Below are 13,994 nucleotides of genomic sequence, written 5' to 3'. Positions count from 1 at the left end.
GCTCAGGCCCCGTGAAACAGCGCGGTGGCCGCGTTGCCGGCCAGCACATGCAGCCAGCCGGTCAGCAGATAGCCGAGCGGAGACAGGAACAGCGTGGCGATCACCAGCAACACCGTGTGCGCCAGATCGCTCCTGCCTGTCACCTTGTCGGTCGCCTCGTCGAAATAGAGCACTTTCACGACTTTCAGGTAATAGAACGCACCGATCACCGAGGCGGCAATGCCGATCGCGGCCAAGGCCAGCAGATTGGCCTGAACCGCGGCCTGGAACACCACGAACTTGCCCCAGAAGCCGAACAGCGGGGGGATGCCGGCCAGGCTGAACATGACCGCGGCCAGCGCTGCCGCCAGGCCCGGACGGGTCTTTGACAGGCCGGCCAGATCGGAAATGGCTTCAACCGGCTCGCCATCGGCACCCTTGAGCATCAGCACGGCAACAAAGCCGGCTATCGACATCACGACATAGATGGCCATGTAGACCAGCATGGCGGCCGCGCCCGGCTGGCTGGCGCAGGCGAGGCCGATCAGGATGAAGCCCACGTTGTTGATCGAGGAATAGGCCATCAGGCGCTTGATGTTGTTCTGCCCGATGGCGCCGAGCGCACCGATCACGATCGACAGCAGCGCTGCGAAAATGACGATCTGCTGCCAGGCGGCTACCTGGGCTCCGAACGCCTCCAGGCTCACGCGCATCAGCAGCGCCAGTGCCGAGACCTTGGATGCCGTGGCAAAGAACGTCGTCACCGGAGTGGGCGCGCCTTCATAGACGTCGGGCGTCCACATGTGGAACGGCGCCGCGCTGATCTTGAACGCCAGGCCCGCCAGAACGAACACCATGCCGAACGTGGCGCCAGTGGTCAGCCCATGGCTCAACGCCAGGCGAATGCCTTCGAAGCTGGTCGTGCCGGTAAAGCCATAGGTGAGGCTTACACCATAGAGGAGAATGCCCGATGCGAGCGAGCCCAGCACGAAGTACTTGAGACCAGACTCCGCCGAACGCTCGTCGCTGCGCAGCATGGCCGCCAGCACGTAGGAGGAAAGGCTGTTGAGTTCCAGGCCGACGTACAGCGCCAGTAGATCGGTGGCCGAAACCATGATGCCCATGCCAAGTGCCGAAAACAGCACCAGCAGGGGGAATTCCGCGCGCATGGCCCGCACGCGATCGAAGAACGCGGGCGCCACAATCAGCGTCACGCCAGAACCGGCATAGATCAGCAGCTTGGCAAAGGCGGCAAAGGCATCGGCGCGATACTGGCCGAAAAAGGCCGTCACGTCCGGCCCCGTGGCCGAGCCGCACAGCGCGCGCGCGGCAATGACCGCGCAAACGGCAAGTACGGCCACGGAAACGATCGAGATCAGGCGCGCGGCCCTGTCGCCGCACCAGGCGGCCACCAGCAAGAGCAACACGCCCGAAATGGTCAGCACTTCTTCGGCAAGCGTGATCTGGAGAGAGCGAAGCAGTTCCATCAGTGCGCCTCCCCATGCGCGGCTTCTTGGGCCACTGCCTTGGCAGTGCCCAGTTGCAGTTGCGCGTCGCCCTTCGGCCTGGCCGGCGCCAGGCGCGCTTCAAGCGCAGCGATGTCCTTGCGCATCGGCGCCAGGAAGCTTTCGGGATAGACGCCCATCCACAGGACGACGGCCGCGACCGGCACCATCATGGCCCATTCCCGCGCATCGATATCGCCCATCGCGGCTGCGTCGGCATTCTTCTGTTCGCCGAAAATCACACGGCGATACAGATAGAGCATGTAGGCCGCACCCAGGATGATGCCGGTGGTGCATACCAGCGCTACCCAACTGCTTGCAGCATAGATCCCCAGCAGCGAAAGGAATTCCCCGACAAAGCCACTGGTGCCCGGCAGGCCGATCGACGCCATGGTGAACAGCAACATGAACAGCGCATAATAGGGCATGTTGATGGCCAGGCCGCCATAACGGGCGATCTCGCGCGTGTGCAGACGGTCATAGATCACGCCGACGCCAAGGAACAGCGCACCCGAAACAAGACCGTGGCTGAGCATCACGATCATGGCGCCTTCCAGGCCCTGCCGGTTGAATGCGAACAAGCCGATCGTCACGATCGCCATGTGCGCCACCGACGAATAGGCGATCAGCTTCTTCATGTCGTGCTGGACCAGCGCGATCAGCGAAGTGATCACCACCGCCGCCATCGACAGACCCCAGATCAGCGGCGCGAACTGTGCCGAGGCTTCGGGAAACATCGGCAGCGAAAAGCGGATGAAACCATACCCGCCCATCTTCAGAAGCACGCCGGCCAGAATCACCGATCCGGCCGTGGGCGCCTGCACGTGGGCATCGGGCAACCATGTGTGCACCGGCCACATCGGCATCTTCACCGCAAAGCTGGCGAAAAAGGCCAGCCACAACCAGGTCTGCGCCCGGGCGGGGAAATCGTAGGCCATCAGTGTCGGGATGTCGCTGGTACCGGCCGCGTTGACCATCCAGAACATCGCGATCAGCATCAGCACCGAGCCGAGCAGCGTGTAGAGAAAGAACTTGTAGCTGGCATAGATGCGGTCGGCCCCGCCCCAGATACCGATTATCAGGTACATCGGGATCAGGCCGGCTTCGAACATGATATAGAACAGGAACAGGTCCTGCGCGGTGAACACGCCGATCATCAGCGTTTCCATCAGCAGGAAAGCGGCGTAGTATTCGCCGGCGCGTTTCTCGATCGAATTCCAGCTTGCCCCGATGCAGATGGGCATCAGAAATACGGTCAGCGCGATCAGCAGCAGGGCAATGCCGTCGATCCCGAGTTTCCACGCGAAACCGGCAAAGAGCGCGGCATGCTCCTGGAACTGCCACTGCGCGCCACCCACGTCGAAATGCATCCAGAGCGCCACGCCCAGTACGAAATCGATCAGGGTTGCAATCAGCGCGATCATGCGGGCCTGCTCGCGACTGGCCTTGAGGACCAGGCCGGCGCCGACCAGCGGCACCAGCAGCATGAGCGAAAGGATCGGAAAGCCGGTCATTGTGCGATCACCCAGCTGATCGCACCGACGAGACCGACGAGCATGACCAGCGCATAGCTGTAGAGATATCCGGACTGGAGCTTCACCGCCCCGCGGCTGCCTTGCGCCACCAGCCAGGCAGCGCCGTTCGGGCCGAAGCGGTCGATGATCCCGATGTCGCCCACTTTCCAGAACACGCGGCCAAACCACATGGCCGGGCGCACGAAAATGGCGTGATAGAGTTCATCGAAATACCACTTGTTGAGAAGGAAGCGGTAAAGGAAGCCGAATTGCTCCACGAACGCGGCCGGGAAGGCCGTGTTCACCACATAGGCATATGTCGCAATCAGGAACCCCGTGGCCATGACCGCGAACGGCGCCCACTTCACCCAGTCCGGAACGTGATGCGCGGCATGGATCAGGTGCTCGCTGTAAACCAGCGATCCTTTCCAGAATTCGCCCGTCCCTTCGCTGACGAAGGCGTGGTGGAAAACGAAACCGGCCAGCACCGCGCCCACCGACAAAACCAGCAGCGGCACCTGCATCACCAGCGGGCTTTCGTGCGGATGATAGCCCGCCGTGCCGTCGCCATGCGCGTGGGCATGATCATGACGATCGTGATCATCGCCCTGTGCGTGATGGTCGTGCGCATGATCTGCATGCCCATGGGCATCGTGCACGGCGTGCTGGATATGCTCTGACCGTTCCCAGCGCGGTTTGCCGAAGAACGTCAGATAGACCAGGCGCCAGGAATAGAAACTGGTCAGCAGCGCGGCGAATATGCCCAGGTAGAATGCAAAATGCGCAAGCTCGGTACCCTTGGCCCAGGCGCTCTCCAGGATCGCATCCTTCGAGTAAAACCCTGCAAAGCCGAACACGTCGACAATGCCGACGCCGGTGATCGCCAGCGTGCCGGCCATCATCGTCCAATATGTGACAGGAATTTTCGTTCGCAGGCCACCGTAGAAGCGCATGTCCTGTTCGTGGTGCATCGCATGGATGACAGAGCCCGCGCCGAGAAACAGCAGCGCCTTGAAAAAGGCGTGCGTGAACAGGTGGAACATCGCCGCGCCATAGGCACCCACCCCGGCCGCAAAGAACATGTAGCCCAACTGCGAACAGGTCGAATAGGCGATCACACGCTTGATATCGGTCTGAGTCGTGCCGACAGTGGCCGCAAACAGGCAGGTCATGGCGCCGATGAACGTCACGAACCCGGTGGCGGTGGGGCTCAGTTCGAACAGGGGCGACAGGCGGCAGACCATGAACACCCCTGCGGTCACCATCGTGGCCGCGTGAATGAGCGCCGAAACGGGAGTCGGGCCTTCCATTGCATCAGGCAGCCAGGTGTGCAGGCCCAGTTGCGCCGATTTGCCCATCGCGCCGATGAACAGGAGAATACACAGTACCGTGGCGGTGTCGAACCGATAACCGAGGAAGCCGATCGTCGAACCCGGCAGCACCGATGGCGCCGCGTGCAGGATCGCCGGGATCGACACGGTCCCGAACACCAGGAACACGCCGAAAATGCCCAGCATGAAGCCCAGATCGCCAACGCGGTTGACGACGAAGGCCTTCATCGCCGCGGCGTTGGCGCTGGGCTTGCGGAACCAGAAGCCGATGAGGAGGTACGAGGCCAGGCCCACGCCTTCCCAGCCGAAAAACATCTGCACCAGATTGTCGGCCGTCACCAGCATCAGCATGGCGAACGTGAACAGCGACAGATAAGCAAAGAAGCGCGGCTGATCCGGCTCTTCGCTCATATACCCCCACGAATAGAGGTGAACGAGGAACGAAACGCTGGTGATCACCACCAGCATCACGGCCGTGAGCGTATCGACCCGCAGGGCCCAGAGGAAATCGAGATCCCCCGATTTCACCCATTGCAGTACCGGAGTGACGCTGGCCTCTGCATGGCCGCCCAGGAACGAAAGGAAAATTGGCCACGACAGCGCACAGGATACGAACAATGCGCCGGTGGTGATCGCTTTGGCCGGAACCAGACCCAGCCGCTTGTTGCCAAGGCCGGCAACGATCGCTGCCAGAAGCGGCAGAAAGACGATGACGTTGATGGACGACATGGGTTCAGCCCTTCATCCGGTTGACGTCGTCAACGGCAATCGTGCCGCGGCCACGGAAGTAGATGACAAGAATGGCAAGCCCGATCGCCGCTTCGCCCGCCGCCACCGTGAGCACGAACATCGCAAAGACCTGGCCGACCAGATCGTGAAGGAATACGCTGAAGGCCACCAGATTGAGATTCACCGACAGCAGGATCAACTCGATCGCCATCAGCAGGATGATGACGTTCTTGCGGTTGAGGAATATCCCCAGCACGCCCAGCACGAACAGGATCGCGCTGACGATGACATAGTGTTCGATGCCGATCATCAGAGAGACACCCCCTTCCCGACTTCCGGCTGAAGATTGATCGTGGCTTCTTCCGGGCGCCGCTGCACCTGACGGCTCACGTTCTGGCCGCGTACGCCACTGCGTTGCCGGTGCGTCAGCACGATCGCACCGATCATCGCCATCAGCAGGATGATGCCGGCGGTTTCGAACAGGAACAGATAGCGGGAATAGAGCACGGCGCCGATGGCCGCGGTATTGGAAAGGCCGGCAACCGGCGCTGTCGCCGGGTCGGGGGTGCCCAGGGCCAGCCCGCCGGCCTTGTACGCGCCAATGCCCATGACCAGTTCGGCCAACAGCACGAGGGCGAGCGCAAAGCCCAGCGGCACGTTGTTGATGAACCCGGCCCGCAACCGCGCGAAATCGATGTCCAGCATCATGACCACGAACAGGAACAGCACGGCCACCGCGCCGACATAAACGATCACCAGCAGCATCGCGATGAATTCGGCGCCGATCAGGACCATCAGGCCCGCGGCATTGAAAAATGCCAGGATCAGCCACAGCACCGAATGCACGGGGTTGCGGGCCAGAATGGTGACTGCGCCCGAAGCGATCGTCAGCGTGGCGAAGAGGTAGAAGGCGATTGCCTGGATCATGACGCGCGCCCCTTACCGGTACGGTGCATCGGCTTCAAGGTTCGCGGCAATCGCCCGCTCCCACTTGTCCCCGTTCGCCAGCAGCTTGGCCTTGTCGTACAGCAGTTCCTCGCGCGTTTCGGTCGCATATTCGAGGTTCGGCCCTTCGACGATGGCATCGACCGGGCATGCTTCCTGGCAAAAGCCGCAGTAGATGCACTTGGTCATGTCGATATCGTATCGCGTGGTGCGGCGGCTGCCATCCTCGCGCGGTTGCGATTCGATCGTGATCGCCTGTGCCGGGCAGACCGCCTCGCACAGCTTGCAAGCGATGCAGCGCTCTTCGCCGTTGGGATAGCGACGCAACGCATGCTCACCGCGAAAGCGCGGCGAAAGCGGATTCTTCTCGAACGGATAGTTGATCGTCGCCTTGGGCCTGAAGAAATACTTCAGCGTCAACCAATGCGCTTTTACGAACTCCCAGAGCGTGAAGCTCTTGACGAGCTGTCCAACAGTCATGCGAAATGTCCGGTAGCCATGAGGTAGCCGCTGACGAGGAACACGAACAGCAGCGAGACAGGCAGGAAAACCTTCCAACCCAGGCGCATCAACTGGTCATAGCGATAACGGGGCACCGTCGCCTTGACCCAGCTGAACACGAAGAACCCGAAAGCGATCTTGAGAATGAGCCAGAGCCAGCCGGGAATCCAGTAGAGGATCGCCAGTTCCACCGGCGGCAGATAGCCGCCCCAGAACAGCGTGGCGTTGAGCGCGCACATCAACAGGACGTTGGCATATTCGCCCAGCCAGAACAGCGCGAACGACATCGACGAATATTCGGTCTGATAACCGGCAACGAGTTCACTTTCGGCCTCGGTCAGGTCGAACGGGGCGCGCTGGGTTTCGGCCATGCTGGAAATGAGGAACATCACCCACATCGGAAACAGCAGCGGACTGCACCAGAAACCGTTGATCAAGCCCAACCCGAAACCGCGCTGCGCCTTGACGATATCATTGAGATTGAACGAGCCGGCCCACAACACTACGCAGATCAGAATGAAGCCGATCGAAACTTCATAACTGATCATCTGGGCCGAAGCGCGCATCGCGGAAAAGAACGGATACTTCGAGTTGGACGACCAGCCCGCGATCACGATCCCGTATACGCCCAGCGACGAGATCGCCAGGATATAGAGCAGGCCGACGTTGATATCGGCCAGGATCGCGCCAGAATTGAACGGGATCACGGCCCAGGCCAGCAAGGCCACGGTAAACGTCACGATCGGCGCGATCAGGAACAGACCCTTGTTCGCCGCCGAAGGAATGATCGTTTCCTGCAAAAAGACTTTCAGGCCATCGGCGAACGACTGAAGCAGGCCGAACGGGCCGACCACGTTTGGCCCGCGGCGCAGCGCCATCGAAGCCCAGACCTTGCGATCGACATAGATCACCATGGCCACCGCCAGCATTACTGGCAGCGCAATCAGCAGGATCCCGCAAATCGTGGCGATAGTCCAGGCCACGCCGAACGGAAGGCCCAGAACCGACTGGAAGAACGCCGTCATTCCGCAGCCTCCGCCTGAAATTCACCATGCAGCAGTTCGGCCGAGCAGCGCTGCAGCGTCGGGCTGGCCCGGCCGATGGCGTTGGTCAGATAAGGGTCCTTGATCGGATAGGCGATCGCGCCACGGCAATCGGCCACGGCCGGCGCGGCTGGCAGCGCGCCGTAATCGGCAAGGCCTTCCACCCCAAGCGCCGGCACCGCAGCGATCATCGCGGCGCGCAGTTGTTCAAAGCTGTCAAAGCCTACATCGACGCCGAATGCATCGGCCAGCGCGCGCAGGATCGTCCAGTCCTCGCGCGCCTCGCCCGGTGGGAACACGGCGCGTTCGGCAAACTGCACGCGGCCTTCGGTATTGACGTAGGTGCCGTCCTTTTCGCTGAACGCGGCCGCGGGCAGGATCAGGTCGGCCACATGGGCCGCCTTGTCGCCATGGTGGCCGATATGCACGATCATGCTGCCGGCAAACTGCGTCCAGTCAACCTCGTCGGCACCCAACGAAATCACCATCCTGGGCTTTGCGGCAACCAGGTCGGCAATGCCGCCCGGCTGAGCATAGCCCAGCATCAGGCCGCCCATGCGGGCCGCGGCCATATGCACTACGTTGAAGCCGTTCCAGCCCTCGCGCACCAGGTTGAAGCGCTCGGCAAAGCCCAGGCCGGCTTCCAGCGCGCCCTTGGCCAGCGCCGCCCCGCCCAGAATGATCGCCGGCCTCGCCGCGGCGTTGAATGCCTCGACCACGTCGCTCGGCAAATCCAACAGCAGACCTGCCTCTTCGCCCAGGAACGTGGCGGGATAGGTGGTTTCCCAGACCGGGCCGATCACGAAGATCTTGGCCCCGCGCTTGGCCGCTTTGCGCAGCCGGGCGTTGAGCAGCGGTGCCTCATCGCGGATCTGGCTGCCCGCGATCAGAATCGCATCGGCATCCTCGATCCCCGCAAGCGTGGAATTGAACGCAACGGCGGCAAGGCTGGCGGTGGCATAGGCAAGCCCGGTCTGCCGCCCTTCGAGCAGCGTGGAACCGAGTGCGCCCGCCAGCGCCTTGGCTGCGAACATCGTTTCGCAATCGACCAGATCGCCGGCCACGACCGCGACGGAGGAACCGGGCGACGAACCCCGATTGATCGCGGCGACAGCGGCGAGCGCTTCGCTCCAGGTGGCCGCAACCAGCTTGCCGTCGCGCCGCAGCCAGGGCCGGTCGAGCCGGCGCCGGGTCAGGCCGTCCACCAGATAGCGGGCGCGATCGGCCAGCCACTCCTCGTTCACGTCGTCGTTGACGCGTGGCAGAATGCGCAGCACTTCGCGGCCGCGGCTGTCGAGCCGGATATTGGCGCCGATCGCGTCGGAAACGTCGATCGAAAGCGTCTTCTTCAGCTCCCACGGGCGCGCTTCGAAAGCATAGGGCTTGCTGGTCAAGGCGCCGACCGGGCACAGATCGATCACGTTGGCGGAAAGCTCGTGACGCGCGGCCTTTTCCAGATAGGTGCTGATCTGCATGGCTTCGCCGCGATAGAACGCGCCGATTTCGTCGACACCGGCGATCTCTTCCGAGAAGCGCACGCAACGGGTGCAGTGGATGCAGCGCGTCATCGTGGTCTTGATCAGCGGTCCCATGTACTTGTCGGTGACCGCGCGCTTGTTTTCGTCATAGCGCGAGCCGCCGCGGCCATAGGCGACGGACTGGTCCTGCAGATCGCATTCGCCGCCCTGGTCGCAGATCGGGCAATCGAGCGGGTGGTTGATGAGCAGGAACTCCATCACCCCTTCCCGCGCTTTCTTGACCATTTCGCTGTCGGTGCGGATGTCCTGGCCTTCGCTGGCCGGCAGGGCGCAGGAAGCCTGCGGCTTGGGCGGCCCGGGCTTCACTTCGACCAGGCACATGCGGCAGTTGCCGGCAATGCTCAGCCGTTCGTGATAGCAGAAGCGCGGAATCTCCTTGCCCGCCAGTTCGCAGGCCTGAAGTACGGTGGCCCCGGCTGGAACTTCGAGCTCGACGCCGTCTACTTTGAGCTTGGGCATTATTCTGCGGCCTCCCGAACGTCGGCCCGCGCGGCGATGCGACGTTCGATTTCGGGGCGGAAGTGGCGGATCAGGCCCTGGATCGGCCACGCTGCCGCATCCCCCAGAGCGCAGATGGTGTGGCCTTCGACCTGCTTGGTGACGTTGAACAGCATGTCGATCTCCTCGACCTCGGCATCGCCGGTGCGCAGGCGCTCCATCACGCGCCACATCCAGCCGGTGCCTTCGCGACAGGGCGTGCACTGGCCGCAGCTTTCATGCTTGTAGAAATAGGAAAGCCGGCTGATCGCACGAACGATGTCGGTGGATTTGTCCATGACGATGACCGCCGCCGTACCCAGGCCCGAGCCGAGCGCGCGCAGACCGTCGAAGTCCATCGGCGCGTCCATGATCTCGGCCGCCGGCACGAGCGGTACCGAGGAACCGCCAGGGATCACGGCCAGCAGATTGTCCCAGCCGCCGCGGATGCCGCCGCAATGGCGCTCGATCAGCTCGCGAAACGGAATGGACATTTCTTCTTCGACCACGCAGGGTTTGTCCACATGGCCGCTGATCTGGAACAGCTTAGTGCCCTTGTTGTTTTCGCGCCCGAAGCTGGCGAACCAGGCCGCGCCGCGCCGCAGGATGGTGGGCGCCACGGCGATCGATTCCACGTTGTTCACCGTGGTGGGGCAGCCATAGAGACCAGCCCCGGCGGGGAACGGCGGCTTGAGGCGCGGCTGGCCTTTCTTGCCTTCCAGCGATTCGATCATCGCGGTTTCTTCGCCGCAGATATAGGCGCCCGCGCCGCGATGGACGAAAACGTCGAAATCATAGCCCGAACCGGCCGCGTTCCTGCCCAGCAGCCCCGCGTCATAGGCTTCGGCCACGGCGGCGAACAGCGTTTCGGCCTCGCGGATATATTCGCCGCGGATGTAGATATAGGCCGCCCGCGCGCCCATGGCGAAGCCGGCCACCAGCGCGCCTTCGATCAGCTTGTGCGGATCGTGGCGGATGATCTCGCGGTCCTTGCACGAACCCGGCTCGGACTCGTCGGCATTGATGACCAGGAAGCTCGGGCGTCCATCCTTAGACTCCTTGGGCATGAACGACCATTTCATGCCGGTGGGAAAGCCCGCGCCGCCACGGCCGCGCAGCCCGGAATCCTTCATTTCCTGAATGATTGCGTCGCGTCCGCGCGCGATCAGGTCCTTGGTATTGTCCCAATCCCCGCGCGCTTGGGCAGCGGCAAGGGTCCATGGCTGATAGCCATAGAGATTGGTGAAGATGCGATCCTTGTCGGCAAGGGCCATGGCTTACCACTCCCCTCGATAATCGTGATTTTCCGAAACCATCGCCGCCAGCGAGGTCGGCCCGCCAAGTGGTTCCACGGTGTGGCGGCCGGGCTCCTGGGTTCCGGTCTTGGGCTGGCGCCCGGCGGCCAGTTCGTCGAGGATATGCTCGATCCGCTCGACCGTCAGGTCTTCGTAATTGTCGTCGTTGATCTGGACCATCGGGGCCGAGGCGCAATTGCCCATGCATTCCACTTCGGTCAGGGTGAACAGACCGTCGGGTGTCGTATGGCCTTTCTTCAGGCCCCTTGCCTTGCATGCGGCAAGAATGTCGTCAGACCCGCGCAGCATGCAGGGCGTGGTACCGCATACCTGCACGTGAAACCGGCCGATCGGCGCAAGATTGTACATCGTGTAGAACGTCGCCACTTCCATCACGCGGATGATCGGCATGTCGAGATAGGCCGCGACATATTCCATCACCGGCAGCGGCAGCCAGCCCTGCGTGTTTTCCTCGGTGCCGACCTGGCGTTGCGCCAGATCGAGCAACGGCATGACGGCCGAGCGCTGGCGGCCGGCAGGATAGCGCGCGACGATTTCGCGGGCCTTGGCCGCATTGGCCTCGGTCCAGGCGAAACTGCCCCACCGCGCGCGCAGTTCGGGGCTATCGGGTTCGGGATGACGATCGGCCATTAGCGAATGAACTCCACGCGCGCGCACTTGTCGCCTTCGAAGCTGTAGACGGCGATCACGTCGAACGGCTCGGCACTGGCAGAGCGCCGGACGCGCTCATGAAACACGACATAATGGCCCAGTTCGTTGGCACCGATCACGTCCGCGCGGTTTTCCAGAAACTCGGCAAACATTTTTTCGAGGCCCGCGCGCGTACCTTCCTTGCCCTCGCGCACCACGGCCCCGCGGTAACCCGCTTCGCAGGCATCGCCGGTCATGAAGCTGACGTAAGCGTCGGCATCCTGCGCATTGTAGGCCGCAATCATGCCCCGGGCGATATCGGTCAGACCGGCCATGTCAGCGCCCCCTGGTGCGGCGGCGCGCACGCTCGGCCCACAGGCCCTGGCCAAAGTGGAACAGTTCGAAACCGCCCACGGCGCTGGCCAGCATCGCCAGGGTTTCGGGCGCCCTGCCCGTTATCAGCCAGGCGACGAACCAGGCCGCCGTCAGCACCAGCCCGGTCAGGCAAGCCAGGATCGAGACCTGGTCGATCTGCGTGCGGCTCATCGGTCGCACTCCCCGAACACCACGTCGATCGCGCCCAGGATCGCGGTCGCGTCGGGCAGCATGTGGCCTTTTGACATGAAATCCATCGCCTGAAGGTGGGAAAAGGCCGTGGGGCGGATCTTGCAGCGATAGGGCTTGTTGGTGCCGTCGGCCACCAGATAAACGCCGAATTCTCCCTTGGGACTTTCGGTGGCGACATAGACTTCGCCAGCCGGCACGCGGAAACCTTCGGTGTAAAGCTTGAAGTGATGGATCAGGCTTTCCATCGAGCTTTTCATCTCGCCGCGCTTGGGCGGGGCGATCTTGCGGTCGGTGGTCAGGACCGGGCCTTCGGGCATCTGCGCCAGGCACTGCTTCATGATCCGGGCCGATTGGCGCACTTCTTCCACGCGGACCATCATCCGGTCGTAGCAATCGCCCCGCGTTCCCACCGGAACGTCGAATTCCATCCGGTCATAGACATCATAGGGCTGGGCCTTGCGCAGATCCCACGGTATGCCCGAAGCGCGGATCATCGGGCCGGAGAAACCCCAGCGCACCGCATCGTCCTTGCTGACCACGGCGATATCCACGTTGCGCTGCTTGAAGATGCGGTTGTCCACCACCAGGCTCATCGCGTCTTCGAACAGTTCGGGCAAGCGCGTATCCAGCCAGTCGGCAATGTCAGTCAACAGCTTGAGCGGAACGTCCTGATGGACGCCGCCGGGGCGGAACCAGGCCGCATGCATGCGCGCACCCGATGCACGCTCGAAGAACTGCAGGCAGTCCTCGCGGATTTCGAACAGCCACAGGTTCGGCGTCATCGCGCCCACGTCCATCACGTGACTGCCGATATTGAGCATGTGGTTGCAGATGCGGGTCAATTCGGCAAACAGCACGCGCAGATATTGCGCGCGCAGCGGCACTTCGATGTTGAGCAGCTTTTCCACCGCAAGCACATAGGTGTGCTCCATGGCCAGCGGAGAACAATAGTCCAGCCGGTCGAAGTACGGCAGCGCCTGAAGGTAGGTCTTGTATTCGATCAGCTTTTCCGTCCCGCGGTGCAGCAGGCCGACATGCGGGTCGATGCGCTCGATGATTTCGCCATCAAGCTCCATCACCATGCGCAGCACGCCGTGGGCGGCCGGATGCTGGGGGCCGAAATTGATCGTGTAGTTGGTAATGACCTCGTCGCCGGTGGTGGGCGACTGTTCCAGCGAGAAGCTCATGCGCCGTCTCCGGTGGTCTTGGCAGCGTTCCTGTTGGCCGGTTCGCCCGCACCGGTCTGCGCCGGGCTCGGCGTGTCCTTGGGCGTCGCAACGGGGGCGGGCGCGCTGGTTTCGGCCGCCTTTTCATCGCCCGGCAGCACGTAATCGGCGCCTTCCCAGGGGCTCAGGAAATCGAACTGGCGCAAATCCTGGGCCAGGCGAACGGGTTCATAGACCACGCGCTGGTCTTCTTCGGAATAGCGCAGCTCGACATAGCCCGTCAGCGGAAAATCCTTGCGGAACGGGTGGCCCTGAAAACCATAATCGGTCAGGATGCGACGCAGATCGGCGTTGCCTTCGAACAGCACGCCGTACATGTCATAGACTTCGCGCTCCAGCCAGCCGGCCACCGGCCACAGCGTGGTAACGGTGGGCACCGGGGTCGCCTCGTCGGTCCGCACCTTGACGATGACACGATGGTTGCGGGTCAGGGAAAGCAGACAATAGACCACTTCGAACCGGTCGTGCCGCTGCGGATAGTCCGCGCCCGCGATTTCCATCAACTGCTGGTATTCGTGATCGTCGCGCAACGCGCGCAGTACGTCCTGAATGCGCTCGCGCACGACGAGCAGCACGATCTCGCCATGTTCTTCCCTGGCTTCGATCACGAGATCGCCCAACGCCGCGGCCAGTGCGTCCCTTGCCCCGTCGAACGGAGCATAGCGCGGGGCGGAATGCAAAATCGCCATATGC

At 62.7% G+C, this 13,994-nt stretch carries 14 protein-coding genes; all 14 read right to left on the bottom strand.

Annotated features, from left to right (window positions below; all coding sequences use genetic code 11):
* Positions 1–2 precede the first annotated feature (2 nt).
* From nuoN to AC3EDY_RS11815, 14 genes are read right to left on the bottom strand one after another with little or no spacing between them, the layout of a single operon-like run.
* A complete protein-coding gene (gene nuoN, locus AC3EDY_RS11880) occupies positions 3–1,466 on the bottom strand; it encodes an NADH-quinone oxidoreductase subunit NuoN (protein ID WP_488572713.1) in 1,464 nt (487 codons plus the stop codon).
* A complete protein-coding gene (locus AC3EDY_RS11875; RefSeq protein ID WP_488572712.1) occupies positions 1,466–2,998 on the bottom strand; it encodes an NADH-quinone oxidoreductase subunit M in 1,533 nt (510 codons plus the stop codon). The genes nuoN and AC3EDY_RS11875 overlap by 1 nt, the downstream gene beginning before the upstream one ends.
* The gene (gene nuoL, locus AC3EDY_RS11870) at positions 2,995–5,058 is read right to left on the bottom strand and encodes an NADH-quinone oxidoreductase subunit L (protein WP_488572711.1); all 2,064 of its coding nucleotides are present in this window, start codon (positions 5,056–5,058) and stop codon (positions 2,995–2,997) included. Before nuoL ends, AC3EDY_RS11875 begins: the two co-directional genes overlap by 4 nt.
* A gap of 4 nt (positions 5,059–5,062) precedes the next feature.
* Positions 5,063–5,368: an NADH-quinone oxidoreductase subunit NuoK gene (gene nuoK / locus AC3EDY_RS11865; RefSeq protein WP_488572710.1), complete on the bottom strand. Its 306-nt coding sequence runs from the start codon at positions 5,366–5,368 to the stop codon at positions 5,063–5,065.
* Complete coding sequence (locus tag AC3EDY_RS11860) at positions 5,368–5,985, bottom strand: NADH-quinone oxidoreductase subunit J (protein ID WP_488572709.1); 618 nt, start codon at positions 5,983–5,985, stop codon at positions 5,368–5,370. Before AC3EDY_RS11860 ends, nuoK begins: the two co-directional genes overlap by 1 nt.
* A 12-nt stretch (positions 5,986–5,997) precedes the next feature.
* Positions 5,998–6,483, bottom strand: coding sequence for an NADH-quinone oxidoreductase subunit NuoI (nuoI, locus tag AC3EDY_RS11855; RefSeq protein ID WP_488572708.1), 486 nt, complete (start codon positions 6,481–6,483; stop codon positions 5,998–6,000).
* The gene (gene nuoH / locus AC3EDY_RS11850) at positions 6,480–7,529 is read right to left on the bottom strand and encodes an NADH-quinone oxidoreductase subunit NuoH (RefSeq protein WP_488572707.1); all 1,050 of its coding nucleotides are present in this window, start codon (positions 7,527–7,529) and stop codon (positions 6,480–6,482) included. Before nuoH ends, nuoI begins: the two co-directional genes overlap by 4 nt.
* Positions 7,526–9,544 carry an NADH-quinone oxidoreductase subunit NuoG gene (gene nuoG, locus AC3EDY_RS11845; protein WP_488572706.1) on the bottom strand — a complete coding sequence of 673 codons (2,019 nt, stop codon included), beginning with the start codon at positions 9,542–9,544 and terminating at the stop codon, positions 7,526–7,528. Before nuoG ends, nuoH begins: the two co-directional genes overlap by 4 nt.
* A complete protein-coding gene (nuoF, locus tag AC3EDY_RS11840) occupies positions 9,544–10,836 on the bottom strand; it encodes an NADH-quinone oxidoreductase subunit NuoF (protein WP_488572705.1) in 1,293 nt (430 codons plus the stop codon). The genes nuoG and nuoF overlap by 1 nt, the downstream gene beginning before the upstream one ends.
* A 3-nt stretch (positions 10,837–10,839) precedes the next feature.
* Positions 10,840–11,508 carry a complex I 24 kDa subunit family protein gene (locus tag AC3EDY_RS11835; protein WP_488572704.1) on the bottom strand — a complete coding sequence of 223 codons (669 nt, stop codon included), beginning with the start codon at positions 11,506–11,508 and terminating at the stop codon, positions 10,840–10,842.
* On the bottom strand, positions 11,508–11,843 hold the full coding sequence (locus AC3EDY_RS11830) for a nuclear transport factor 2 family protein (protein ID WP_488572703.1): 336 nt from the start codon (positions 11,841–11,843) through the stop codon (positions 11,508–11,510). Before AC3EDY_RS11830 ends, AC3EDY_RS11835 begins: the two co-directional genes overlap by 1 nt.
* 1 nt (position 11,844) lies before the next feature.
* The gene (locus AC3EDY_RS11825) at positions 11,845–12,054 is read right to left on the bottom strand and encodes a hypothetical protein (protein ID WP_488572702.1); all 210 of its coding nucleotides are present in this window, start codon (positions 12,052–12,054) and stop codon (positions 11,845–11,847) included.
* Positions 12,051–13,262 carry an NADH-quinone oxidoreductase subunit D gene (locus AC3EDY_RS11820; RefSeq protein WP_488572701.1) on the bottom strand — a complete coding sequence of 404 codons (1,212 nt, stop codon included), beginning with the start codon at positions 13,260–13,262 and terminating at the stop codon, positions 12,051–12,053. Before AC3EDY_RS11820 ends, AC3EDY_RS11825 begins: the two co-directional genes overlap by 4 nt.
* Entirely contained in the window at positions 13,259–13,990 is a 732-nt protein-coding gene (locus tag AC3EDY_RS11815) for an NADH-quinone oxidoreductase subunit C (RefSeq protein WP_488572700.1), read from the bottom strand. The genes AC3EDY_RS11820 and AC3EDY_RS11815 overlap by 4 nt, the downstream gene beginning before the upstream one ends.
* Positions 13,991–13,994: the final 4 nt, after the last annotated feature.

The organism is Novosphingobium sp. DS6-6, from assembly GCF_057784975.1.
This window is presented reverse-complemented; position numbering and strand designations above follow the sequence as displayed.

Excerpts from the sequence above, each read along its gene's own strand:
- AC3EDY_RS11875 (WP_488572712.1), bottom strand. The coding sequence starts at position 2,998 with ATGACCGGCTTTCCGATCCTTTCGCTCATGCTGCTGGTGCCGCTGGTC.
- AC3EDY_RS11860 (WP_488572709.1), bottom strand. The coding sequence starts at position 5,985 with ATGATCCAGGCAATCGCCTTCTACCTCTTCGCCACGCTGACGATCGCT.
- nuoI (WP_488572708.1), bottom strand. The coding sequence starts at position 6,483 with ATGACTGTTGGACAGCTCGTCAAGAGCTTCACGCTCTGGGAGTTCGTA.
- AC3EDY_RS11830 (WP_488572703.1), bottom strand. The coding sequence starts at position 11,843 with ATGGCCGGTCTGACCGATATCGCCCGGGGCATGATTGCGGCCTACAAT.
- AC3EDY_RS11825 (WP_488572702.1), bottom strand. The coding sequence starts at position 12,054 with ATGAGCCGCACGCAGATCGACCAGGTCTCGATCCTGGCTTGCCTGACC.
- nuoF (WP_488572705.1), bottom strand. The coding sequence starts at position 10,836 with ATGGCCCTTGCCGACAAGGATCGCATCTTCACCAATCTCTATGGCTAT.
- AC3EDY_RS11835 (WP_488572704.1), bottom strand. The coding sequence starts at position 11,508 with ATGGCCGATCGTCATCCCGAACCCGATAGCCCCGAACTGCGCGCGCGG.
- nuoL (WP_488572711.1), bottom strand. The coding sequence starts at position 5,058 with ATGTCGTCCATCAACGTCATCGTCTTTCTGCCGCTTCTGGCAGCGATC.
- nuoG (WP_488572706.1), bottom strand. The coding sequence starts at position 9,544 with ATGCCCAAGCTCAAAGTAGACGGCGTCGAGCTCGAAGTTCCAGCCGGG.
- AC3EDY_RS11820 (WP_488572701.1), bottom strand. The coding sequence starts at position 13,262 with ATGAGCTTCTCGCTGGAACAGTCGCCCACCACCGGCGACGAGGTCATT.
- AC3EDY_RS11815 (WP_488572700.1), bottom strand. The coding sequence starts at position 13,990 with ATGGCGATTTTGCATTCCGCCCCGCGCTATGCTCCGTTCGACGGGGCA.
- nuoK (WP_488572710.1), bottom strand. The coding sequence starts at position 5,368 with ATGATCGGCATCGAACACTATGTCATCGTCAGCGCGATCCTGTTCGTG.
- nuoH (WP_488572707.1), bottom strand. The coding sequence starts at position 7,529 with ATGACGGCGTTCTTCCAGTCGGTTCTGGGCCTTCCGTTCGGCGTGGCC.
- nuoN (WP_488572713.1), bottom strand. The coding sequence starts at position 1,466 with ATGGAACTGCTTCGCTCTCTCCAGATCACGCTTGCCGAAGAAGTGCTG.